Annotated in this window: 21 protein-coding genes; 11 read left to right on the top strand and 10 right to left on the bottom strand. The window is 66.6% G+C overall.

Going from position 1 to position 23,720, the window contains the following annotated elements; translation table 11 throughout:
* Nucleotides 1–149: 149 nt before the first annotated feature.
* The 4 genes from ACYQ7X_RS14065 to carA all read right to left on the bottom strand — a co-directional run bounded on the left by ACYQ7X_RS14065 (nt 150) and on the right by carA (nt 6,575).
* Complete coding sequence (locus tag ACYQ7X_RS14065; RefSeq protein WP_459697680.1) at nt 150–1,349, bottom strand: threonine ammonia-lyase; 1,200 nt, start codon at nt 1,347–1,349, stop codon at nt 150–152.
* Between the two features lie 11 nt (nt 1,350–1,360).
* Nucleotides 1,361–1,834, bottom strand: a complete 474-nt coding sequence (greA, locus tag ACYQ7X_RS14060; protein WP_459697679.1) for a transcription elongation factor GreA — start codon at nt 1,832–1,834, stop codon at nt 1,361–1,363.
* 84 nt (nt 1,835–1,918) lie between these two features.
* Nucleotides 1,919–5,161, bottom strand: a complete 3,243-nt coding sequence (gene carB, locus ACYQ7X_RS14055; protein ID WP_459697678.1) for a carbamoyl-phosphate synthase large subunit — start codon at nt 5,159–5,161, stop codon at nt 1,919–1,921.
* 4 nt (nt 5,162–5,165) lie between these two features.
* The gene (gene carA, locus ACYQ7X_RS14050) at nt 5,166–6,575 is read right to left on the bottom strand and encodes a glutamine-hydrolyzing carbamoyl-phosphate synthase small subunit (protein ID WP_459697677.1); all 1,410 of its coding nucleotides are present in this window, start codon (nt 6,573–6,575) and stop codon (nt 5,166–5,168) included.
* Nucleotides 6,576–6,673: 98 nt separating this feature from the next.
* Here carA and ACYQ7X_RS14045 point away from each other — a divergent pair, with 98 nt between their 5' ends.
* The 5 genes from ACYQ7X_RS14045 (at nt 6,674) to ACYQ7X_RS14025 (ending at nt 12,695) form a co-directional block, all read left to right on the top strand.
* Nucleotides 6,674–7,132 carry a GatB/YqeY domain-containing protein gene (locus ACYQ7X_RS14045; protein WP_459697676.1) on the top strand — a complete coding sequence of 153 codons (459 nt, stop codon included), beginning with the start codon at nt 6,674–6,676 and terminating at the stop codon, nt 7,130–7,132.
* Nucleotides 7,133–7,142: 10 nt separating this feature from the next.
* Complete coding sequence (gene dnaG / locus ACYQ7X_RS14040) at nt 7,143–8,981, top strand: DNA primase (RefSeq protein ID WP_459697675.1); 1,839 nt, start codon at nt 7,143–7,145, stop codon at nt 8,979–8,981.
* A gap of 78 nt (nt 8,982–9,059) precedes the next feature.
* A complete protein-coding gene (gene rpoD / locus ACYQ7X_RS14035) occupies nt 9,060–11,015 on the top strand; it encodes an RNA polymerase sigma factor RpoD (RefSeq protein WP_459697674.1) in 1,956 nt (651 codons plus the stop codon).
* Nucleotides 11,016–11,056: 41 nt separating this feature from the next.
* Complete coding sequence (locus ACYQ7X_RS14030) at nt 11,057–11,623, top strand: GNAT family N-acetyltransferase (RefSeq protein WP_459697796.1); 567 nt, start codon at nt 11,057–11,059, stop codon at nt 11,621–11,623.
* 10 nt (nt 11,624–11,633) lie between these two features.
* Nucleotides 11,634–12,695, top strand: a complete 1,062-nt coding sequence (locus ACYQ7X_RS14025; protein ID WP_459697673.1) for a glycosyltransferase family 4 protein — start codon at nt 11,634–11,636, stop codon at nt 12,693–12,695.
* A 247-nt stretch (nt 12,696–12,942) separates the two neighbouring features.
* On the opposite strand, the gene ACYQ7X_RS14020 is transcribed toward ACYQ7X_RS14025, so the two are convergent.
* On the bottom strand, nt 12,943–13,527 hold the full coding sequence (locus ACYQ7X_RS14020; protein ID WP_459697672.1) for a hypothetical protein: 585 nt from the start codon (nt 13,525–13,527) through the stop codon (nt 12,943–12,945).
* 82 nt (nt 13,528–13,609) lie between these two features.
* Between ACYQ7X_RS14020 and ACYQ7X_RS14015 the strand changes: the two genes are divergently transcribed.
* The 4 genes from ACYQ7X_RS14015 (at nt 13,610) to ACYQ7X_RS14000 (ending at nt 17,349) form a co-directional block, all read left to right on the top strand.
* Nucleotides 13,610–14,083, top strand: a complete 474-nt coding sequence (locus ACYQ7X_RS14015) for a hypothetical protein (protein ID WP_459697671.1) — start codon at nt 13,610–13,612, stop codon at nt 14,081–14,083.
* A gap of 787 nt (nt 14,084–14,870) precedes the next feature.
* On the top strand, nt 14,871–15,389 hold the full coding sequence (locus ACYQ7X_RS14010) for a UPF0262 family protein (RefSeq protein ID WP_459697670.1): 519 nt from the start codon (nt 14,871–14,873) through the stop codon (nt 15,387–15,389).
* Nucleotides 15,386–16,471 (top strand): S-methyl-5-thioribose-1-phosphate isomerase, encoded by a 1,086-nt coding sequence (mtnA, locus tag ACYQ7X_RS14005; protein ID WP_459697669.1) that lies wholly within the window; start codon nt 15,386–15,388, stop codon nt 16,469–16,471. The genes ACYQ7X_RS14010 and mtnA overlap by 4 nt, the downstream gene beginning before the upstream one ends.
* The gene (locus tag ACYQ7X_RS14000; RefSeq protein ID WP_459697668.1) at nt 16,468–17,349 is read left to right on the top strand and encodes a DUF2272 domain-containing protein; all 882 of its coding nucleotides are present in this window, start codon (nt 16,468–16,470) and stop codon (nt 17,347–17,349) included. Before mtnA ends, ACYQ7X_RS14000 begins: the two co-directional genes overlap by 4 nt.
* A gap of 37 nt (nt 17,350–17,386) precedes the next feature.
* Here ACYQ7X_RS14000 and ACYQ7X_RS13995 read toward each other — a convergent pair whose 3' ends face one another.
* Nucleotides 17,387–17,932: an ester cyclase gene (locus ACYQ7X_RS13995; RefSeq protein ID WP_459697667.1), complete on the bottom strand. Its 546-nt coding sequence runs from the start codon at nt 17,930–17,932 to the stop codon at nt 17,387–17,389.
* A gap of 20 nt (nt 17,933–17,952) precedes the next feature.
* Nucleotides 17,953–18,363 carry a rhodanese-like domain-containing protein gene (locus tag ACYQ7X_RS13990; protein WP_459697666.1) on the bottom strand — a complete coding sequence of 137 codons (411 nt, stop codon included), beginning with the start codon at nt 18,361–18,363 and terminating at the stop codon, nt 17,953–17,955.
* 267 nt (nt 18,364–18,630) lie between these two features.
* Here ACYQ7X_RS13990 and ACYQ7X_RS13985 point away from each other — a divergent pair, with 267 nt between their 5' ends.
* The gene (locus tag ACYQ7X_RS13985) at nt 18,631–19,794 is read left to right on the top strand and encodes an AI-2E family transporter (protein ID WP_459697665.1); all 1,164 of its coding nucleotides are present in this window, start codon (nt 18,631–18,633) and stop codon (nt 19,792–19,794) included.
* Nucleotides 19,791–20,975: a BaiN/RdsA family NAD(P)/FAD-dependent oxidoreductase gene (locus tag ACYQ7X_RS13980; RefSeq protein WP_459697664.1), complete on the top strand. Its 1,185-nt coding sequence runs from the start codon at nt 19,791–19,793 to the stop codon at nt 20,973–20,975. The genes ACYQ7X_RS13985 and ACYQ7X_RS13980 overlap by 4 nt, the downstream gene beginning before the upstream one ends.
* 80 nt (nt 20,976–21,055) lie before the next feature.
* On the opposite strand, the gene add is transcribed toward ACYQ7X_RS13980, so the two are convergent.
* From add to olsC, 3 genes are read right to left on the bottom strand one after another with little or no spacing between them, the layout of a single operon-like run.
* Nucleotides 21,056–22,063: an adenosine deaminase gene (gene add, locus ACYQ7X_RS13975; RefSeq protein WP_459697663.1), complete on the bottom strand. Its 1,008-nt coding sequence runs from the start codon at nt 22,061–22,063 to the stop codon at nt 21,056–21,058.
* Nucleotides 22,060–22,659 carry a nitroreductase family protein gene (locus ACYQ7X_RS13970; RefSeq protein ID WP_459697662.1) on the bottom strand — a complete coding sequence of 200 codons (600 nt, stop codon included), beginning with the start codon at nt 22,657–22,659 and terminating at the stop codon, nt 22,060–22,062. The genes add and ACYQ7X_RS13970 overlap by 4 nt, the downstream gene beginning before the upstream one ends.
* Nucleotides 22,660–22,686: 27 nt before the next feature.
* Entirely contained in the window at nt 22,687–23,523 is an 837-nt protein-coding gene (gene olsC / locus ACYQ7X_RS13965; RefSeq protein WP_459697661.1) for an ornithine lipid ester-linked acyl 2-hydroxylase OlsC, read from the bottom strand.
* Between the last annotated feature and the right edge of the window lie 197 nt (nt 23,524–23,720).

Genomic DNA, 23,720 nt, shown 5'->3' with positions numbered 1-23,720 from the left:
CAGCTCATTTTTCTGGCGCAACCACAATGAATCGTTTCGTGGGCGTGCCCGCCAGCGAGGGCCTTAGCGGCGGTGGCGAGCGCGGGATCAGCGATCGCCCCGCAGGGTGGCTCAGCCTGCCCGCCCCGTCTGCTCGCCGCCGCATCCCATTAAAGGCGCCGAACGATATAGGCCTCACGCAGCTTCGCCTCGATGAAATTGCCATGCGCGGCATCCCGCGCCTCGATCATCACCTCGAGCTGCGCCGCTTGCACGGTCGGCGAACTGAAGAGGCGATGGTGCGCGACCTCCAGGATATTGCCGCCCTCATTGCCGATCCGCGTCGCTATATCGCCGAGCATTCCCGGCCTGTCGGGCATTTCCAGAACGAGGCGGAGCATGCGCCCATCGCGCAGAAGGTTGCGCTGCAGGGTATTGGCGAGGATGCGCGCGTCGATATTCGCGCCGCAGACCGGCAGGCCGACGCGCTTGCCGGCAAAGCGATCGGGGAATTGCAGCACCGCCGCGAGCGCCGCGGCGCCAGCGCCTTCAGCCACCATTTTGGCGCCTTCCGCCAGCAGGCCGACGGCTTGCTCGATCGCCGCTTCGGGCACCACCAGGACTTCGAGCCCGATGGCGCTGAGCATCGCGAAGGGCAATTCGCCCACATCCCGCACCGCCATGCCTTCGGCGATGGTCTGGCCACCGACGGCAACGGGTACCCCCGCCAGGCGCTGGGCCATGGCGCTATAGGTCTCTACCTCGACGCCGAGGAGTTCGATCCCGGGGCGCAGCGCACGCGCCGCGGTGGCACAGCCGGCAGCGAGCCCGCCGCCCCCGATCGGCAGAACCATCATATCGAGATCGGGAAAATCCTGCAGTAGTTCGAGCGCGAGCGTCCCCTGCCCGGCGATGATCCCCGGATCGTCATAGGGGTGGATGAAGGTAAGCCCGCCACGCGCCGCGAGATCATGCGCATGGCTTGCCGCTTCCGCCAGGCTCTCGCCATGCAACACCACCTGCGCCCCCCAGGCGGCCGTGCGCGTCACCTTGGTAGTGGGCGTGAACTTCGGCATGACGATCGTCGCCTGGATGCCGAGGAGATGGGCATGCCGGGCCACGGCCTGGGCATGATTGCCGGCAGACATGGCGATGACGCCGCGCGCCGCCTCCTCCGCCGAGAGCAGGGCGAGCCGGTTTGCCGCCCCACGCTCCTTGAAGGCACCGGTTGCCTGGAGGTTATCGAGCTTGAGAACGATCTCCGCCCCGGTCGCTCGGCTCAGACTGTCGCTCGGCACGGCAGGCGTGCGGAGCACGCGCCCGGCGATGCGGCCGGCCGCCGCCTCGATATCGGCGAGGGTAAGGCTCATGATCTCGCCGCTCAGCCGAAGCGGACCGCGATGATCTCGTAAGAACGATCCCCGCCCGGCGCCGGCACCGAGACGGTATCCCCCTTCTTCTTGCCGATCAGCGACTTGGCGAGCGGCGAGGAGACCGAGAGCAGACCCTGCTTGATATCGGCCTCATGCACGCCGACGATCTGGTAGGTCGCTTCCTTTTCCGTCTCCTCATCCACCAGATGGACATGCGCGCCGAATTTCACCGCGTCGCCCGAAAGGGTCGCGGGATCGATCACCTCGGCCGCCGAGATGATCTCCTCCAACTCCTGAATACGCCCCTCGATGAAGGATTGCCGCTCCCGCGCGGCATGGTATTCGGCATTTTCGCTCAGATCGCCGTGGCTGCGCGCCTCGGCGATCGCTCGAATAACCGCCGGGCGCTCCTCGCTGCGCAGATGGCGCAACTCGGTCTCCAGTCTGACAAGCCCCGGCCCGGTCATCGGAAATTTCTGCACGCAACGCCCTCGCAGTCACCAGTCCTTGCGGACCTCGGTTACACAGCAATCCGGCCGGATCGCGTTGGCGAACCGGCCCCTGCCTCAGAATGGGGAACGAAAGTAGGACTGTAGCGGCGCAACTTCAAGCGGGCCGGATTTCATGGCCGCCACCGCGTGAACGGCGGCACGGGCACCCGCCAGGGTGGTGAAGTGCGGCACCCCTTCGGTCAGCGCGCTGCGGCGGATGGCGAAGCTATCCTTCACCGATTGCGGGGTGGATGCGGTATTGACCACCATCTGAATCTCGCCGGACTGGATCGCATCGACGCAATGCGGCCGCCCCTCCAGCACCTTGGCGACCGTCTTGACCTCGAGGCCGGCTTCGCGGATGCGGGCCGCGGTGCCCCGCGTCGCCATGATCGAAAAGCCCATCTCCACCAGCCGTCTCGCCAGCGGCACCAGCGCCCCCTTGTCCGTATCCTTGACCGAAAGGAACACGGTGCCCGCCATCGGCAGCCGGACCCCGGCGCCAAGCTGCGCCTTGGCGAAGGCGCGGGCGAAGCTGGTATCGAGCCCCATCACCTCACCGGTCGATTTCATCTCCGGCCCGAGGATCGTATCCACCTCGGGGAAGCGCGCGAAGGGAAAGACCGATTCCTTGACCGCGACATGCGGGCCGGCGGAATGGTCCGCGAGATCAAAGCCCGAGAGGCTGGCCCCCGCCATCACCTGGGCGCCGATCTTGGCCACCGGTACCCCGGTTGCCTTGGCGACGAAGGGCACCGTGCGCGATGCGCGCGGATTGACTTCGAGCACGTAGATCGTCTCGTCCTTGATCGCATATTGCACGTTCATGAGGCCGACGACGTGCAGGGCCCGGGCAAGGGCCACGGTTTCCGCCTTCAGCTCCTCGATGATGGCCGGAGAAAGGGAATAAGGCGGCAGCGAGCAGGCGCTGTCTCCCGAATGGATCCCGGCCTCCTCGATATGCTCCATGACGCCGGCGACATAGACATCCCGCCCGTCGGCGATGCAGTCCACATCCACCTCGATCGCGTCGTTCAGATAGCGGTCGATAAGGACAGGGTTTTCGCCCGAAACCCGCACGGCTTCCCGCATGTAGCGCGCAAGCTGCGCCTTATCATGCACGATCTCCATCGCCCGGCCACCGAGCACGTAGCTCGGGCGGATCACCACCGGATAGCCGATCCGCTCGGTGATCGCCTCAGCCTCGGCGGTGGAGCGCGCAATGCCATTCTCCGGCTGGCGCAGCGCGAGCTTGTGGAGCAGCTCCTGGAAGCGCTCGCGATCCTCGGCGATATCGATCGCATCCGCGCTGGTGCCGAGCAGCGGAATGCCGGCGGCCGAAAGCGCCTGGGAAAGCTTGAGCGGCGTCTGCCCGCCATATTGCACGATGCAGCCGAGAACCTCGCCCCGCTCCTGCTCGCGGCGGACGAGGGAAATCACATCCTCGGCGGTCAGCGGCTCGAAATAGAGGCGGTCGGAGGTATCGTAATCGGTGCTCACGGTCTCCGGGTTGCAGTTGACCATGATGGTCTCGTAGCCGGCCTCCTTCAGCGCATAGGCGGCATGGACGCAGCAATAGTCGAACTCGATGCCCTGGCCGATCCGGTTCGGGCCGCCGCCGAGGATGATCACCTTGCGCCGGTCGGTCGGGTCGCTTTCGCAGACCGGCTGGCCGAAGCCGGCCGCGAAGGTCGAGTACATATAAGGTGTGGCGGAGGCGAATTCCGCGGCGCAGGTGTCGATCCTCTTATAGACCGGCTGCACGCCGAGCCGGGCGCGCAAGGCGGCGACCGCAGGTTCCGTCTGCCCGGCGATCCGCGCCAGTTGCTTATCGGAAAAGCCCAGCGCCTTGAGAGCGCGGAGGCCGAGCGCCGTCTGCGGCAGTCCCTGTGCCGCCACAACGGCCTCGGCATCGACGATGCGCTTCAACTCGCCCAGGAACCAGGGGTCGAACTTGCACCATTCGTGGATATCGGCAAGCGGCAGCCCGGCGCGAATGGCTTGTGCGGCCATCAGCAGTCGGTCCGGCCGCGGCTCGGACAATGCAGCGCGGAAGGCTTCCGCCGTGCCATCGCCCGGCGGCTCGATCGCATCGAGGCCGGCATAGCCCGTCTCCATGCTGCGCAGGCCCTTCTGCAGCGCTTCCGCGAAGGAGCGGCCAATCGCCATCGCTTCGCCGACCGACTTCATGCTGGTCGAGAGCAGCGCGGGGGTCCCTGGGAACTTCTCGAAGGTAAAGCGCGGGATCTTGATCACCACATAGTCGATCGTCGGCTCGAAGCTCGCCGGCGTGGTGCGGGTGATGTCGTTGTTCAGCTCGTCCAGCGTGTAGCCGACGGCGAGTTTCGCCGCGATCTTGGCAATCGGAAAGCCGGTCGCCTTGGAGGCGAGCGCCGAGGAGCGGGAGACGCGCGGGTTCATCTCGATCACGACCATGCGGCCATCGGCGGGGTTCAGCCCGAACTGAACGTTCGAACCACCGGTATCGACGCCGATCTTGCGCAGGCAAGCGATCGAGGCATCGCGCATGCGCTGGTATTCCTTGTCGGTCAGCGTCAGTGCCGGCGCCACCGTCACGCTGTCCCCCGTATGCACGCCCATCGGGTCAACATTCTCGATGGAGCAGACGATGATGCAGTTGTCGGCGCTGTCGCGCACGACCTCCATCTCGTATTCCTTCCAGCCGAGCACGCTCTCCTCGATCAGCACCTCGGTCGTGGGCGAGGCTTCGAGCCCGCCGGAGACGATCCGCTCGAACTCCGCCTTGTTATAGGCGATGCCGCCGCCGGTGCCGCCAAGCGTGAAGCTCGGCCGGATCACCGCCGGCAGGCCCACCAGCGCGAGGGCGGCGCGCGCTTCCTCCATCGTATGGGCGATCGCACTCTTCGGGCTTTCGAGGCCGATCTCGGTCATCGCATCGCGGAATTTCAGCCGGTCCTCGGCGCGGTCGATCACGTCGGCCTTCGCGCCGATCAGCTCGACGCCGTGCTTGGCAAGCGTCCCGGCCCGCTCCAGCGCGAGGGCGGTATTGAGCGCGGTCTGCCCGCCCATGGTCGGCAGCAGCGCGTCGGGCCGTTCGCGCATGATGATGCGCTCGACGAATTCCGGGGTAATCGGCTCGATATAGGTCGCATCCGCGATCTGCGGATCGGTCATGATCGTCGCCGGGTTCGAGTTGATGAGGATGACCCGATAGCCTTCCTCACGCAGCGCCTTGCAGGCCTGGGCCCCGGAATAGTCGAACTCGCAAGCCTGGCCGATGACGATGGGCCCGGCGCCGATGATGAGGATGGAGCGGATGTCGGTACGTTTCGGCATGATCTCAACCCTTCGCCTTCTCGGCATCCATCATCGCGACGAAGCGATGGAACAGGTGGTGGCTGTCGGAGGGGCCAGGGCTCGCCTCAGGGTGATACTGCACCGAGAAAGCCTTCTGCCCCGGCGCGCGAATTCCCTCGTTGCTGCCGTCGAAGAGGCTGACATGGCTGACCTCGACCCCCTCGGGCAGCGACTTCTCATCGACCGCGAAGCCGTGGTTCTGGCTGGTGATCTCGACCTTTCCGCTCGCCAGATCCTTGACCGGCTGGTTGGCGCCGCGATGCCCGCGGGCGAGCTTGTAGGTGCGCGCGCCAAGCGCGGTCGCGAGCAGTTGGTGGCCGAGGCAGATGCCAAAGATCGGCAGGCCCTTCTCCATTACGCCGCGGATCGCCGGCACCGCGTATGCCGCGGTCGCCGCCGGATCTCCCGGCCCGTTCGAGAGGAACAGCCCGTCCGGCTCATGGCGCAGGATCTCTTCCGCCGTCGCGGTGGCGGGCACCACCGTCACCCGGCAGCCGGCGGAAGCGAGGCTGCGCAGGATGTTGCGCTTGGCGCCGTAATCGACCGCGACGACATGATGGCGGGGCGCGCTTTGCCGAGCCTGCGGCATGCCCCATTGCCACACCATCGCATCCCAGTCGTAGCTCTGGGTGCAGGAGACCTGCTTCGCGAGATCCATGCCTTCGAGGCCGGGCCAGGCAGTCGCTTGCGCCGTCAGCGCCGGGATATCGAAACTCCCGCTCGCAGGGTAGTAGAGCACGCCGCTCGGCGCGCCGCCGTCGCGAATGCGGGCGGTCAGCGCGCGGGTATCGATGCCGCCGATGCCGGGTAGGCCCATGGCCTGCAGCCAGCCAGCGAAATGGCGGGTGGCGCGCCAGTTGGAAGGCTCGGTGATGTCCTGGGCGGTGACAAGGCCGAGGGCGGCGGGGCTCGGCGCCTCGTCATCCTCCGGATTGGCACCGACATTGCCGATATGCGGAAAGGTGAAGGTGACGATCTGGCCGGCGAAAGAAGGGTCGGTCATCGTCTCCTGATAGCCGGTGAGGCCGGTATTGAAGCAGACCTCGCCCACCCGCCCCTCACCCGCCGGCGTGTGCGCGCCGAAGCCGCGCCCCCACCAGAGGCTGCCATCGGCCAGCACCAGCACGGCGGTCGCCCCTTCGGGCGGCAGGGGCATCGCGGTCTCGGCGGCATCCGGCATGGTCGGAACGTCCTTCGCTTGGGGGTCGCTCGCGCTGCCGGGCATATCCTCGAAGCGGAGGCCGGCGGCGGCGATGATGGTGCGCCAATGTTTCGACGGAATCGCGCCCGACTGTTTCCACTTGCGCAGCGCCTCCTGGCTGACATTGGTCAGCCGCGCCGCCGCTTCGGGACCGCCGAGACGTTGTACGATATCATTGACTGAAAGAGGCATGGGCTTCACATACGGGAAGTTATTTCCCAATTCAACCGCGTCGCCAGCGCTCGGGAAGAAAATTCCCATACTGGCGACGGGCCGCTGGAGAGACGTGAATGAGCATCCGAGACGAGATTACGGCGGCGATGAAGGAGGCGATGAAGGCCGGGGATAGCGGACGGCTTTCCGCCATCCGCCTCATCATGGCCAAGCTGAAGGAGGCGGATATTGCCGCCCGCCCCAAGGGGGTGGAGAAGATCCCCGATGATGAGGTGCTGGCGCTGCTCCGCTCCATGATCAAGCCGCGGCGCGAAGCGATCGAACTCTACGAGAAGGGCAACCGGCCGGAACTCGCCGCCCGCGAGCAGGCCGAGATCCTGGTGATCGAGCACTTCCTGCCCCGCGCCCTGGACGAGGCCGAGATGCAGGCGGCGGTCCGCGCGGCCATGGCGGAGACCGGCGCCAGCGCGATGAAGGATATGGGCCGGGTCATGGCGGCGCTGAAAGCGCGGCACGGTGCGGCGCTCGACATGGCGCGCATCGGCGCCATCGTGAAAGAACAGCTGGCCGGCTGAAGCGCCGCCGATGGCGCTTCCCCCCTCCTTTCTCGAAGAACTGCGGGCGCGCACGCCGCTGCCCACGCTCATCGGCCGGCGCGTGAAGCTCACCCGCTCCAGCCGGGATTGGAAGGGCTGCTGCCCGTTCCATAACGAGAAGTCGCCCTCCTTCTACGTCTATGCCGATCACTACCATTGCTTCGGCTGCGGCGCGCATGGCGATGCCATCAGCTTCGTGATGCAGACGCAGAATGCGGGCTTCATGGAAGCGGTGGAGCAATTGGCCGCCGAGGCCGGGCTCGACGTGCCGAAACCCTCGCCCGAAGCTGCCGCGGCCGAGAAACGCCGCGCCGATCTGCATGAGGTGCTGGAAGCGGCGGCGACCCTCTACCAGCGCCTCCTGGCAGCGCCCGAGGGCCAGGCGGCGCGCGACTATCTGCGCAAGCGCGGGCTGACCGAGGAGACCATCCGCCGCTTCGGGCTCGGCTTCTCCGGCGGCCGACGGGGGGAGCTTGCCGCCGAACTGGCCCGCGCCGGGATCGATCAGCCGCGCCTCGTCGAGGCCGGGCTGATGAAGCGCGGCGAGGACGGTCGCTTCGCCGATTTCTTCTTCGGTCGGGTGATGTTTCCCATCCGGGACGCGCGGGGCCGGATGATCAGCTTCGGCGGCCGCATCATGGGCGATGGCCAGCCGAAATACCTCAACGGGCCGGAAACCGCGCTCTTTTCCAAGCGCCGCAATCTCTACGGGCTCGACATCGCCCGCGCGATACTCGCGAGCCGCCGGCGAGCACGGGCGGAAGCGCCGCGCCAGGGCCTCGTCGTGGTGGAAGGGTATATGGATGTCATCGCCCTCGCCCAGGCAGGCTTCGCCGCCGTCGCTCCTTTAGGCACCGCGATCACCGCCGAGCAGATCGAGACGCTTTGGCAGTATGAGGAGCGGCCGGTCTTCTGCTTCGATGGCGATGCAGCGGGCGCCCGCGCTGGCCTGCGTGCCGTGGCCCTTGCCTTGCCGCTCCTCACCGCCGAACGCTCGATCGGTGTGGTCTCGCTTCCCCCCGGGGAGGATCCCGATAGCCTTCTCCTTCGCCATGGGCGCGAAGGCATGGCCGAAGCCCTGGCGCGCGATGCGCTGGTGCCGGCGCTGTACGGCCTCCTCAAGCGCGAGGTCGGCCCGACATCGCCCGAGACCTGGGCGAAGCTTGACCGCCGGCTGGGCGAGATCGCCCGCGCCATCCCCGATCGCGCTCTCTCCAGCTCCTACCTCCGCGCCCTGCGCGATCTCTTCTATGCCGATCAGCGCGCCGCGCGCGGCCAGCGCTTCGTGACGCGCGGGCCAGGCGGCCGGGTCGGGCCCGCCCCACCGCCGATCGTGCCGACCGGCCCTCGCCCGGTCGCGACCGAAGACCGCCAGGTCGCCGAGCGGGCGCGCGTACTTTTTGCCATTCTGCTGACCCACCCCGTGCTGCTGCCCGATCTTGAAGAACCGCTTAGCAACCTTGACCTCCCCGAGGAATTTTCCCGGCTGCGGGATGCTTTGTTTGCATGGTTGGATGACCATCCGCAGCTTGACAGGGCGGCGCTGAATGGCCATCTCCGCTCGCTGGGATATGATGCGGTACTTTCGTCCGTCCTCGGCTCGCGCCCGCTGCCGGCTTGCACCATGCCGGATGCGGCGCCGGCCGATGCGGCGTCGCACTGGTGGCAGATTTACGGGTTCATGCGCGGGCCTCACATCGAGGCGGATGTCAGGGCAGCTCAGCGAGCGTGCGAAGTCGATTTTTCCGAGACAAATCAGCGCAGATTGATCGCCCTGGCTGCTTCCTGGGAGCGCATACGCCGTGGCGAGAGCGAGACGGGCCTGTGACGATCGGCCAATCCCTGACCGGGACAAGATGACGACGATGATGATGACGACCGAGTTTTGCGGCGGAGAGGGGTGAAGATGGCAACCAAGCCGAATGCGACTGCCGAGGCCCCCGCGCCCGATGCCGACGCCGAAACCACGCTCGATACCCAGTCGGGCGCCGTCAAGCGCCTGATCTCTAAGGGCAAGGAGCGCGGCTATATCACCTTCGATGAGCTGAACGCCGTCTTGCCCCCGGAGCAGAACAGCTCCGAGCAGATCGAGGACGTCATGTCCATGCTCAGCGAGATGGGCATCCAGGTCATCGAAAGCGAAGAGGGCGAGGAGGGTGACGCTGTCGCCGCCAAGCCGCTCGATGCCGAGGAGGAGGAATCCCCCGAGGCCGGTGGCAATGTCAACGCCGAGAATGCCGGCCGCACCGACGATCCGGTGCGGATGTATCTGCGCGAGATGGGCAGCGTCGAGCTGCTCTCGCGCGAGGGCGAAATCGCCATCGCCAAGCGGATCGAAGCCGGGCGGGACATGATGATCGGCGGCTTGTGCGAAAGCCCGCTGACCTTCCGCGCCATCGTCGGCTGGCATGAGGCGCTGAAGGAGGGAAAGATCCTCCTGCGCGACGTGATCGACCTGGAGGCGACCCAGGGCATGGGCAATCCGCCCGCCGAAGGCGAAGGGGAAAGCGAAGGCGAGGCCGAGGAGCCGGCACCCGCGCCCGCCAGCTTCGACGCCGGGGATGACAGTGAGGACGAGGATGGTGAGGGTAGTAACCTCTCCCTCTCCGCGCTCGAAGAGAAGCTCAAGCCCGAGACGCTCGCGACCTTTGACGAGATCGAGAACCTCTACAAAAAGCTGCACAAGGTTCAGAACAAGCGGCTCGAATCGATCACGAGCGGCGAGGAGATGAACCTCCGCTCGGAGAAGAGCTACACCAAGCAGCGTGAGGAACTTGTCGCGCGCGTGCGGCAGGTGCGGTTGCACAACAACCGCATCGAGGAACTGGTCGCCCAGTTCAAGGAGCTCAACCAGCGCCTCACCGCGCTCGAAGGGCAGCTTCTGCGCCTCGCCGAATCCTGCAAGGTGCCGCGCGACGATTTCCTCCGGGAATATCGCGGACACGAGCTCGACCCCAATTGGATGGAGCGTGTCGGCAGCCTCAAGGGCAAGGGCTGGCAGCTCTTCGCCCAGAAGCATAGCGGGCAGATCACCGATCTCCGGGCGCAGATCGCCGGCATCGCCAATGATGCGAGCCTCTCGATCGAGGAGTTCCGCCGCGTCTATGCAACGGTGAGCCGGGGCGAGCGCGATAGCGCGCGCGCCAAGAAGGAGATGATCGAGGCCAATCTTCGCTTGGTCATCTCGATCGCCAAGAAATACACCAATCGCGGCCTGCAGTTTCTCGATCTCATCCAGGAAGGCAATATCGGGTTGATGAAGGCGGTCGATAAGTTCGAATATCGCCGCGGCTACAAGTTCAGCACCTATGCCACCTGGTGGATCCGCCAGGCGATTACCCGCTCGATCGCCGATCAGGCGCGCACCATCCGCATCCCCGTCCATATGATCGAGACGATCAACAAGCTCGTCCGCACCTCGCGCCAGATGCTGCACGAGATCGGCCGCGAGCCTGCGCCCGAGGAACTGGCCGAGAAGCTCGGCATGCCGCTCGAAAAGGTGCGCAAGGTGCTCAAGATCGCCAAGGAGCCGATCAGCCTCGAAACGCCGATCGGCGACGAGGAAGACAGCCACCTCGGCGATTTCATCGAGGACAAGAACGCCGTCATCCCGCTCGATGCCGCCATTCAGGCCAATCTGCGCGAAGCGACGACCCGTGTGCTGGCAAGCCTCACCCCGCGCGAGGAACGCGTGTTGCGGATGCGCTTCGGGATCGGCATGAATACCGATCACACGCTGGAAGAAGTCGGCCAGCAGTTCAACGTGACGCGGGAGCGCATTCGCCAGATCGAGGCCAAGGCCTTGCGCAAGCTCAAACACCCGAGCCGCAGCCGCAAGCTCCGCAGCTTCCTGGACGATTGAGCGTGCTTGGCGGATTGCTGGGGCGGGCGAGAGGCAGAATGATGCGGGATGCGGAGCCGACCACACGGGTCGGCGTGGTCGTAACCTTCCTCAGAATGACAGAACGGCCGACGACGCCGGTGCCCGCCCTGCCGCCGAATGCGAGCGTCCGCCCGCTCCGCCAGCCGACGGTGGAAGCCTATCGCGATCTGCAGACCAAGGTCGGGCATCCCTATCTGTGGTGGCTGCGCCGGGTGATGCCGGATGAGGAATTGGCCGCCGTCCTGCATAATCCGCAGGTGGCGATCCATGTGCTCTACCTCGATGACGAGCCGGCAGGCTTCTACGAACTCGACGCCTCTTATTGGCCGATGGTCAACCTCAACTATTTTGGCCTCATGCCGCATGCTTTGGGGCGCGGGCTCGGCACTGCCTTCCTGCGCCATGCGGTGGAGAATGCCTGGTCCGGCCCTATTCGCGGCATGACGGTCAATACCTGCACGGCCGATCATCCGCGAGCGCTGCCGGCCTATGAGAAGGTCGGCTTCCGCCGCACGCGCGCCGTGCGCGAAGTCTGGGACATTCCGGACCGGCTCGGCTTCACCATCCCCGACCATCTGAAGATTTGAGCGGACGACGATGATCCGGTGGATCGTGCCAGGAAACTTCCCGGCAACGACCGGCGCGATGGTTTTCGGCCGTCGTCTCGCCGCAGTCCTCGGCAGGGCTGGGGAAGCGGTGCGCTTCGATCAACTTGGAGGCCAGCATCCGATGCCGGACGCGGCGGCCCGGGCAGAAGCCGCACGGCTCATCGCGGAGATGGAGGCGGATGCGACCATCCCTCGCATGCCCCTCGTCATCGACGGGTTCTGCTTCTACGCTTTCGCCGGGCTGGGCGGCAAACTCTCCCGCGCTCTGATCATGCTGCACCATGCGATGTCGGCCGAGCCCCAACTGCCGGAGGGCGAGCGTCGCCTGTTCGAAACGACGGAGCGTGACCTGCTGCCGCATGTCCGCCAGATCGCGGTACCAAGCGAGGCGGGCAAGCGCTACCTCGTCGAGACGATCGGCATCAACCCGGCAAAGATCACCGTGCTGACGCCGGGCGTGCCGCGCGCGGCGCGCAGCGTCGGATCGGGCGGCGCGGGCTGCCACCTGCTCGCCGTTGCCAGCCTCATCCCTCGGAAAGGCTATGAGACCGTCCTGCGCGCTCTGGAGCGACTGCCGGACCTTGACTGGTCTCTCACCATCTGCGGTGACGCGACGGTCGATCCCGGGCACGCGGGCTATCTGATGCAGTTGAGCACCGATCTCGGCATCGGCCATCGGCTTCGCTTTCTCGGCCCGCAATCGGATGCCGAGATGGAGGCGCTATGGCAGTCAGCCGATGTCTTCGTCTCCGGCAGTATCTATGAGGGCTATGGCATGGCGGTGGCGGAGGCTGTCCGCCACGGGCTGCCGCTGGCCATTACGCGGGGCGCGGCGGCACCGGAAGTCATCCCCGAGTTGGGAAGCGCGATCGTCGAACCGGGGGACGCTGTGCAGCTCTCGAAGGCGCTGCGACGGTTGATCTTCGACCCCGCGGTGCGCCAGGCCCTCTCGGAAGCCTCCTGGCAAGCCGGGCAAGCCTTGCCGGACTGGGGAGATCAGGCTGCGCTCTTTCGCGCTCTAGTCGAACCAGGGGCCATCGAGGAAGTCTGAGGGCGGGCACTGGCTGCGGCGCCGCTTCCGCAAGCGAGGGACGAGCGCGGGCGTCAGCCAGGCATGCGTCTCCCTCTCATCGGTGGAGATATCGGACACAAAAACGCAGCATGCCCGGGCGATGTGTCTCGCCCGGGCACCGAGGCTCGGCCGGTCTCTGCTCGTTCCCTGAACCCAGACAGACCCTTCATCGACCATGCCTGATCTTCGTCGCGGTGGCGACCACCGCGACGAAGACAGGCGTTGGTTAGCCTTCGTCTGACTCGCTGCCCTCGCTCAGGCCGCCATCCATCGCCTCGGAAGGCTCATGCGGCATCTCATCGCTCGGCATGGCCGGCATCACTGCCTCCTTGGCCTTGCGCGGGCGGCGCGTCTTCTTCTCGACCGGGGCGGGTGTCGCCTCGCTCATCGGCAGCGTCAGGGCTTCGATCTCGACCATCGGCGTGGCCGCCGCACGGCGGCCACGCGTGGCGGTCGCGGTCCTAGTCTTGCGGCTGCTCGCGGCAGGGCGCGGCGCTGCGGCCCGTGCCGGTGCCTTGCGCGTGGTGGCCGTCGTGCGGCTCGCCGACGCAGGCTTGCGCGCGGCGACAGCGGCGGTCTTGCGGCCGCTTGCCGCGGTCTTGCGGGCGGCGACGGGCGTCGCCTTGCGCGTCGCCGCAGGCTTGCGCGCGCTGGCCGCTGTGGTCTTGCGCGAGGCTACGGCGCTCTTCCGCGCGGCAGCCGCCGGCGCCTTGCGCGATGCGGTGGTCGCGGCCTTGCGCGCAGGCGTCGCTGCCTTGCGGCTCGCGGTGGTCGTGGTCTTGCGTGCCGCGGCAGGAGCCGCCTTGCGCACCGTCGCTGTCTTGCGCGCGGGCGCAGCCGCCTTGGCGGCGCCGCGCTTCGCGGTTGTCGCCGTCTTGCGTGCGGCGGCCGGCTTGGCCGCAGCCGTCGTCCGCCGCGTCGCGGTCGCGGTCGTCTTGCGCGCGGTGGTCTTCGCCGACTTGCTGGCGCTCGCGCTAGCCTTAGCGCGCGTGGGCGCAGCTGCCTTGGTGGATTTCGCGGCAGCGCGCGGCTTGCTCGCCGCGGTCTTCGCCGGAGCCTTCTTGGCGGGCGTCTTTGCCGCCACGGTCTTGCGGCTGGCCGGCTTCGCGGCGGTCGCGGTTGCGCGCTTCGCAGGCGCGCGGCGCGTCGGCGCGCGCATCGCCAGGGCCTGGGCTTGCGGGGCAGTCGCCGTTTCGCCCGCTCTATCCTTTGTCACGGCATTAAACTCCTTGATCCTGATTAATCGTTTTGCAATCCGTCTCGGCCCGACCGTTCGGGCCTGCCTCATTCGCCTGAAGGAAAGCGCTTCCCCGCTACGCCAGAGCTTGGTTCTTGCCAGTACAGGCAGCGTCTCCTCCGCCCTCTAATTCCAACTCAAAACAATTTGCCGCCTCGCGAAGCCGCTTGGGGCAGCCTCTCCTATCCCGCTCCGCCACCGATGGATCATCAAGCCTCGGCCGATCTTGACCAAAGACAAGCATCGCGGAACGACTCCGTCTCCACGCTATCTCAAGTCTCGAATCATGGTGTCAAGAAAAAGGCGATCACATGAAAGAGGCTGCCAAAGTTTTATTGGCGGGGCGATGCCGCCGGAACCCATGGGCAGGGCAGAGAGACGCATCAACCAAACCCCACAGAATTTGAACTCTTCTTTATTATATCTATGTCCGTTTATTTTGCTGAATCCCCGCGCAAGCCTCGGTCGGCGCATCCGGGCGGCAGCCGCTCGGCCGCACCGCAATACAGCCATTCCAGGGTGGCGGGCAGCGGTATCGGATGCCACCCAACCACGTTCGGCCGGCGCGGTGCGCGCGGTTGCGCCGATTCGCAGGAGTCCAGGCTGGCCGCACATGCTTCCTCGCAAGGCCGAATTCGACTATAGATCCCCAGCGCCTCCGCCTTGTGGCGCCCCCGCCGAGGCTTGAACCGGCCGCGTTCGTTCTCTGATCGTGTCACTGCATGAGACCATAAGTTTTACAAAGAGGTCAGGATTTTCTGCTTGCCGAGACGATCGTCCCTCTCCTGCGCGCAGCTTCGGTTGAACAGGGCGCAACGCGGCCTCCCCCGCCGGATGCAAAACCGCGCCGGCGCGGCGCGGCGCGATGACGCGCGGCCGGACGGTGCGCGGCACGTTTCCAAAAGACCGGCGGCGGCATGAGCGAAACCGTGAAGCCGCGCGAGCCTCGCCTGTCACGCGTCATTCTGAGCGAGGCGATGGCGAATCGCTTGCCGCCGATGATCGAGGCGGACCGCGCGCAAGCGGTGCAGGATCTCGAGCAGGGCAGCTTTTTCGCGCCCCGTGGCGCCGGAGACGGCCCCTTCGTGCTCGCGCTGTCCATCCAGGACGGGCGGCTCCTGTTCGACATCCGTGACGAGGCAATGCAACCCATCACCGTCATCGGCCTCGCCCTCGGCCCTTTACGCCGGATCATCAAGGATTATGTCCTGATGCTCGACAGTTACGCCGCGGCCGTGCAGGAGGGCCGGGAAGCGCGCATCCAGGCGATCGACATGGGACGGCGCGGCTTACACAATGAGGCGGCGGCCCTCGTCTCTGCCCGGCTGGCAAGCAAGGTGGATCTCGACCAGGACACCGCCCGCCGGCTTTTCAGCCTTATCGTCGTTCTCCATCAGCATATCACCGGGCCTTCAGCACAGAGTAACCAAGCATGAATATCGGCGGGATTTCCTATCGCAGCATCTGGATGGATCAGGACGGATGGTCCGTCCGCATCATTGACCAGACGAAGCTGCCCTGGGCCCTCAGCATCCTGCGCCTCACCACGGCAGAGGAGATGGCGGAAGCCATCAGCACCATGCGCGTGCGCGGTGCGCCGCTCATCGGCGCCTCAGCCGCCTATGGGCTTTGCCTCGCGCTCCGCCGCGATCCTTCGAGCGATGCGATGGAGCGCGATGCCGCCATGCTCGCCGCCACACGGCCGACCGCCGTCAACCTGAAATGGGCGCTCGACCGCATGCTTGCGCGCCTGCGCCCCCTGCCCGCGGCGGCACGGCTCGCGGTGGCTTATGCCGAAGCGGCGGCCATCGCCGATGAAGATGTCGCGCAGAACGAAGCGATCGGGCGCCACGGGTTCGGCCTCATCCAGGCCGCCACCAAGCCGGGCCGCCGTGTCAACATCCTCACCCACTGCAACGCCGGCTGGGTCGCGACCGTCGATTGGGGCACCGCGCTGGCGCCGATCTATAAGGCGCATAACGAGGGCATCGATCTCCATGTCTGGGTGGACGAAACCCGCCCGCGCAACCAGGGCGCCTCGCTCACCGCTTGGGAGTTGGGCAGCCACGGCGTGCCCCATACTGTGATTGCGGACAATGCCGGCGGCCACCTCATGCAGCACGGCGCGGTCGATCTCGTGATCGTGGGGACGGACCGGGTGACGCGCGAGGGCGATGTCGCCAACAAGATCGGCACCTATCTCAAAGCACTTGCGGCACGGGATAATGGCGTGCCCTTCTGGGTCGCGCTGCCCTCCACCACCATCGACTGGACGATCCGCGACGGAGTGCGCGAAATCCCGATCGAGGAACGGTCGGCGAGCGAAGTTACCCAGATGACCGGTCAAACCGAGGATGGCGGCCTCGCCACTATCCGGGTGACGCCGCGCGGCAGCGCTGCCGCCAATCCGGCCTTCGATGTGACGCCCGCGCGGCTGGTGACGGGGCTGATCACCGAACGCGGCTGCGTGCCGGCGAGCGAGGCAGGGCTCCTCTCGCTCTTTCCCGAATACGCGTGATCCGCCGCCTGCCCGGGTGGCGCGCCGCGCCTGCGCTATTGTGCCTTGGCCTCGCGCTCTCCGCCTGCGCCGGGCCTGGGCGCCAATCCCGCTCCGGCGCCTGGCTGCGCCCGCCCTCGCTCGCCACCTGCCTCGCGCAGACGGATGACCCGCAGGAGCCGCCCTTCATCCGCCACTGCTTCGGCCAGTTCAGCCGGACCGCCGCGATCGCCATCGCCTATGCCGAATGGCGCGCCTGGGGGCAGGTGGTGTACGATGCCGATCCGCGCACGGCCGGCCCCGTGGACCCTGATACCAAGGCCGAACGACAGCCCGGCTTCTGGCAGCGCGTCGGCCTCTATTGGTGGATCGGCATGAATAACAGCCTGACGAGCGCAGGCTGGACCGGTAAGCACGATGCCGAGGGTGAAGTTTTTCCGCCCCAGGATGACGGAAGTTTCGCCTGGTCGGCCGCCTTCATCTCCTTCGTCATGCGGATGGCGGGGGCGGGGGCGGCCTTCCCCTATGCCGAGGCGCACAGCGTCTATATCGACGACGCGGTGGAGCAGACGCTCAACCAGGGCGGCCCCTATGCCATCGCCGCGGCGCCCCCCAATGCCTATGCGCCGGCGCTTGGCGATCTCATCTGCACCGGGCGCGGTCGCGCCGCCGACCTCACCTATGCGCAACTGCCGGCCGGCCGCTTTGCGGCCCATTGCGGCATCGTCGTTGCCAAAGCGCCGGGCCAGATCAGCATCATCGGTGGCAATGTGCAGGATGCCGTGGCGCTCACCCATGTTCCGGTGACCGATGAGGGCATGCTGGCCGAGCCCGACGGCACCGTGCTCGATCCGCGTTATAACTGGCTCGCGGTCATTCGCGTGGCCTATAACGAATGACGCGGCGGGGCGTCGCAGCCCCGCCTCGTGCGTCTGTTCAGATGGGCTTGCCTTCGCTTGCTGCCCAGCGCGCCATCAGGCGGTTGCTCGGCAGGCTCTTGTCCCTCACCTTGCGCGCGGTCTCCGCACCCGCCACCGGCAGGCCCGCAGGGTCGAGAAGCCCGACCTGCACCAGGACGCTCGCCTGGTCCCAGTAGATGTGCTCGTGCACCAGCTTGTCGCCCTCGAACTGGATGATGGCGACAGCCGGAATATCGACCGCCCGCCCGGTCGGGGCGACACCGGGAAGCAGCCAGTCGATCTCGGTCGTATGGGTAAAGTGCATGATGAATTCATCGACGATGCGGTCCTCCCCCACCGTCCGGCTGATCGAGGTCAGGCCGAAGTCGGGCGGATTGCCGCTGATGAAATGGTATTTGTAGAACCGCTTGAGCTGATCGTGGCCGACGCCGCCGGTCATCGTCGGGATGTGATTGACGTAGGGCGAGGCCACCATCGTCGCCATCGTCGCATCGACATCGCGGGTCTCGAATTCATGCCGGCAGTGCTCTTCCCAGAGCGCGACCAGATCGGGCTTGCCCATCGCTCCCCTCCCCTCCACGCTCAGCCTTGGCGCCAGGGCAGGCCCGCGGCCTTCCAGCCGCCCACGCGCCCGCGGTGGCCCTCCGGGTCGAGCGGGCCTTCAAATCCCTCGGCCACGTTATAGACGCGCGTGAAGCCGGCCATGGCGGCGGCCTCGGCCGCGGCCATGCTGCGGGCGCCGCTGCGGCAGATGAAATAGATCGGCTGATCCGGGGCGAGGCCGGCCGAGCGCAGATGGTCCACGAATTGCGCGTTGCGCTGCATGCTCGGGTAGCTTTGCCAGGGGATCAGAATCGGCTCGCGCGCCAGCGGGCGCAGATCCGGCACGCCCACGAAGGTCCATTCCGCCTCCGTCCGCACATCGCACAGCTGCGCGCGCGGCTCGCTGCTCATCGCCTCCCAGACTTTCCGTGGTTCAATGTCATCGACCATCGTTATTGCCTCTCAGACTATGCAGGATAACAAGCCCTATCAGAAGGCAGTGACTCTGCGCCGGTGGCAAGGGCAGGAGGCACGCGGTGCGCGCCCGCCCGCCATCTTCAAAGCGAGGGCCGGCGGGCATCATGGCTTGGCGGCAGACGCCGCCGCACCATCTCTCCCTCTCCCCGGCAGGGCGCGGGGCCGGCGGCGGGTGGTTTCTCTGGCCCTCCACCCGGGCTGCGGCTAAATCACCCTCGCCTTTGCCAACCGGACCCGCGCATGAACCTCCCCATACCCGGCCTTCACGATACCAGCCCGGCACCGGCGGCAAAGCCGCGCGGCAAGCTCGGCCGGGCTCTCGGCATTCCGGTGAGCAATCCGGACGCGGCGGATAACCGCAGCCAGCAGATGCCGCTGCCGCGCAATTGGAACACGGTGTTCCTCGGCATCCTGACGATGATCGCGGTGCTCGCCTGCCTCTATGTGGCGCGGGATATCGTGCTGCCGGTGGTGCTCGCTTTGGTGCTGAAGCTGCTGTTCCAGCCGCTGGTCAAAGTGTTGGAGCGCATCCGCATCCCCAAAGCCGTGGGCGCGCTCGTCTGCCTCATTCTGCTCCTCGGCGTCTTCGTCGGTCTCGGCGCCCTGCTTTCCAGCCCGGCCTCGCGCTGGGCCTCGCAGCTTCCGCAAGCCTGGCCGATCTTGCAGAAGCGCTTCGCCGTCTTGCAGCCGATGGTCGTCCATCTGCAAGAACTGCTCAACCAGATGGGTGTTCATCTCGGCGGCGCCTCCTCGGTGCTCTCGAACCCCGTCAGCATGATCACCGCCGTCTTCAGCGGCACGGGCACCATCGCCTCCCATCTGCTCGAAACCCTGCTGGTGCTCTTCTACCTCCTGGTTTTCGGGGAGACCTTCCTGCGCCGCCTTGTCGAGGTGCTGCCGCGCTTCGACGACAAGCGCGAGGCGGTGGAAATTTCGCAGCATATGGAGCGTGATCTCTCCGCCTATCTGCTGACGATCACCGTGATCAACGCGGTGGTGGGCTGCGCCACCGGGCTCGTGATGTGGATCTGCGGCGTTCCCGGGCCTGTCCTTTGGGGCGTCGTCGCCTTCTGTCTCAACTTCGTGCCGATCCTCGGGCCGTTTGTCGGCATCCTGCTGTTTCTCGCGGTCGGCATCGTGACGGCGGGCCTCGCCTGGGTCGCCATCCTGCCGGCCTGCCTCTATTTCGGCATTCATGTCGCCGAGGGTGAAATCATCACTCCGATGCTGCTTGCCAGCCGTTTCACCATCAATCCGGTCGCCGTGATGCTGTCCCTCATCTTCTGGTACTGGATGTGGGGCGTGGCCGGCGCCATTCTTGCGGTGCCCATGCTCGCCATCGTCAAGATCATCTTCGACCGGCTGCGGCCCTTCCGGGCTTTCGGCCATCTGCTGGAAGGATGAGCCGGCAGGAGCGGGCCGAGGTCGCGATCCTCGGCGCCGGGGCCGCCGGGCTGATGGCGGCGATGACGGCAGGGCGGCGCGGCCGGCACGTCGTGCTGATCGACCACAATGCCGAGCCGGGAGCGAAGATCCTCATCTCCGGCGGCGGGCGCTGCAACTTCACCAATCGCGAGACGCCGGCGAGTTGCTACCTCTCGGCCAATCCGCACTTCGCCAAATCAGCGCTCAGCCGCTATCGCCCGGCGGATTTCATCGCGCTTGTCGATCGGCACGGCATCGCCTGGCACGAAAAGACGCTCGGCCAATTGTTCTGCGATGGATCAGCGCGGCAGATCCTGGCCATGCTGCTGGCGGAATGTTCGGCCGCGGGCGTCTCTCTGCGGATGGGGACGGCCATCGAGACGGTGCGGCAAGACGGCGGGCGCTTCGTGATCGAGACCGCGGGTGGCGGCGCAATCTCCGCCGCTTCGCTGATCGTCGCGACCGGCGGGCTCTCGATCCCGAAACTCGGTGCCAGCGGGCTCGCCTACCGCATCGCGGCCCAATTCGGCGTGCCGGTGATCCCGCCCGAGCCCGCGCTGGTGCCGCTCTGCTTCGCCGAACCCGATCTCTCCTTCATGCGCGGGCTTTCCGGCACCAGTTGCCCGGTCACGGCGCGCACGGGCAAGGCCGCCTTCAGCGAGGCAATGCTCTTCACCCATCGCGGCCTTTCCGGCCCCGCCATTCTGCAGATTTCGAGCTATCTCGGCACGGCGGGCAGCCTCACCCTCGATCTTCTGCCGGGCCAGGAGGCGGCGGCCTTGCTGCGCGAGCGCAAGGCGAGCCGCCCGCGGATCGCGCTCCGCACCGCGCTTGCCGAGTTCCTGCCCCAGCGCCTAGCCACTGCCATGGCGCCTGACGAGCAGCGGCCGATCGGCGAGATGAGCGACAAGGCGCTGGCCGCGCTGGCGGCCCGGCTGCAGGCTTGGCACCTCACCCCCGTCGGCACCGAAGGCTTCGCGAAAGCGGAAGTGACGCGCGGGGGCGTCGATACCCGCGCGCTCTCCTCCCGCAGCATGGCGGTGACGGCGTGCCCGGGCCTCTATTTCATTGGCGAGGCGGTGGATGTCACCGGCTGGCTGGGCGGCTACAACTTCCAATGGGCCTGGGCTTCGGGCTTCGCGGCCGGTGAAGCGGCGTAGCGCGTCGCCCGACCCTCGGCCGGGTGGGGCTGCGCGCCGCGCGCCGGTGGGCGCAAAGCTCCGCTACCAGCGGCGCTGCGTTACCAGCGGCCGAGAGCGTCGAGCAGGTCGCGCTTGATCTCGGGCGGGGCGAAGGATGCGGTGATCGAGGTATGGGCCAGTTCGCGCAGAACCTCGTCATCCCAGCCGAAGGCGGCGGCGAGACGCGCATATTCGCTCGGCAGATCGGTCTCCAGCAATTCCGGGTCGTCCGTGCCGATAGAAACCGCGATGCCATGGCGGCGCAGCCGGTCGATCGGATGGCTCGCGTAATCGGGAAAGAGCCCGAGGCGGACATTGCTCGCCGGCGTGATGTCGAGCGGCACGCCGAGCGCGCGAAGCCCATCCATGAGCTGCGGATCCTCGGCGGCGCGCACGCCATGGTCGATCCGCTCGGCGCCAAGCAAATGGATCGCGTCTCGGATACCCTCGGCCCCGCTCGATTCGCCGGCATGGGCGGTGCGGCGCAAGCCCGCCTCCCCAGCGCGGCGAAACGCGGCGGCGAAGCGCGGGCCGGTGCGCCCGGCCGCCGCTTCATTGCCATCGATCGACAGCGCGACGATGCGCGGGCTTTTCAAGCCGATCATGAGATCGACCAGCTCCGTCGCCTCGTCCGCCGTCTGCTGGCGCAAGAGGCTGAGGCAGAGCCCGACCGGCGGTAGCCCGTCCGCCTCCGCGGCGCGGAAGCCCCGGTCGAGGGCCGCGATCATCTCCGGCAGCCGAAGGCGCCAGGCTTCCCAATGCGTCGGGTTGAGGATCGCATCGGCATAGCCGGTGCCGTCGCGCGCCAGGCGTTCGGCGAAGCTATAGGCAATGCCCTCCAGCTGGGCCTCGCTCCGCACGAGGCCGCAGCTCCAATCAAGAAAGCCAAGAAAGTCCGACAGGTTGGCGAAGGTGAATAGATGCTCTGGCGGCCGGGGCAGCGCCTCCCCCGCCGTGCGGGCGAGGGAGACGATCTGCGAGCGGGAGAGGCACCCCTCCAGATGCACATGGATCTCCGCCTTGGGCAGGCGCTTCAGGCGCGCCAGATCGGCGGAGGGTGGCGTCATCCGCCGAACTTGCCCTCGAAGGCGAATTCGCCGGTCGGCTTGCGCGGGCTCGGCGTCTCGCGTGCCTGCAAGCCTTCCGGCAGGATCGACTTGTCCCCAAGTCGGCCGACCGCGGCCGCCGCTTCCACCCGATAGCCTTGCGGCAGGCCGAGTTCGGCGAAGGCTCGCTGCATGTCAAAACCGACCATGCCGTGGGCATGCCAGCCGAGCATCGCACCCTGCAGCGCGAAAGCGCCCCACGCGGCGCCAGCATCGAAGGAATGGCTATGCGAGGGCACGGGCTTCTCGGCACCGGGCGGCAGCATGACCGAGTTGGAAGCGATCACCACGAGGGCACCGGCCCGCTTCGCCCAGGACTGGTTGAACTCGTTCAGCAGGCCAAGCAGCTTGCCCCAATGGGCTGAGCTGCGGCGCGCATAGATGAAGACCCATGGCTGGGAATTATAGGAAGACGGTGCCCAGCGCGCCGCCTCGAACATAGAAAAGAGATCGGCTTCGGGGATCTCCTCTTCCGTGAAGGCGCGGGGGGACCAGCGTTCCAGGAAGATATCCGCGATCTCATGATCGGCCGTGCGGAAATTGGCGCTCTTCGTCATATCTCGTCCTTGCTCTGTTGCCATCGCTCAATGCTTGGGGGCGTTCCGCAGGGCTTCCGCCTCTGCATAGAACTTCTTCTCCCATTCATTGTGGTTGGTCGCCCCTTCCTTGATGAAGGGGGTGAAGATCGCGATGCGCAGCAGTGCGGCGTTGATGAGGTTGGCCGGGAAGCGCAGCGGCTTGTTGAAATCGACGAAGAGCACCACCCGCGTCTCGTCGGAATGGTTCCAGGCCTCATGCTCGAAGGCATCGTCAAAGATAAGCGCGCGGCCTTCCTGCCAGTTGCACACCTGCCGGTCGATGCGGATCGCGATCTTGTCCGGATGGTCGGGAACGATGAGGCCGAGATGGAAGCGCAGCACGCCGTTATAGGGGCCGCGATGCGGCGGCAGATGCTTGCCCGGCTCGAAGATGGAGAACATCGCCGTCTGCAGCCCGGGGATCTTCTGCACGATGCGCCAGGTCTCGGGGCAGAGCTTGGTATTCTTCTCCGAGGTCAGTCCGTAGCCGGTGAGGAAGAAAGTCTTCCAGTTATTGTCGGTCGAGATCGTTGCGACATCGGCCGAGATGTCGTGGAAGCTCGGCAGGTCGGCCTTGCGCTGCAACACCCGCTCCAACTCGGCGCGGATCAGATGCCATTCCTTCTCGATCTCGGCAGCCCAAGGAAAGGTCGCAGTATCATAGACGGGCGGGTTGCCGAGCTTGGCGCAGCTGAGGTTGAGCCTCTCCACCCAGGAGACGAGCTTCATCACGACCCGCGTAGTGAGGCTCGGGCGGGACATCGGGCGAATACCCGGTGTTTCGAAGGTCTGCTTCGGTTCCTCGGCGGCGCCGGATTTTCCGGGTTGCATCATGGTGTTCATCGCTGATCTCCGCAGGCTGGGCATCCGCCAAGGCGTCCTGACCCAGATCACTGATACGATAGAGCCTCAGCTTTGGCGAGACCGGCGCTTTATGCGAGGAATGCTCCCCCGGCCCGCCGAGGCTCCGCCAGGATGGATCACCGGAACACTCACCGATAGTTGAACAGGATCACCCCAGCAGAAACCCTGCTGGCGGG

Source organism: Acidisoma sp. C75 (assembly GCF_054665095.1).
The sequence above is the reverse complement of the archived record's forward strand: the minus strand, read 5'-3'. Positions and strand labels throughout refer to the sequence as shown.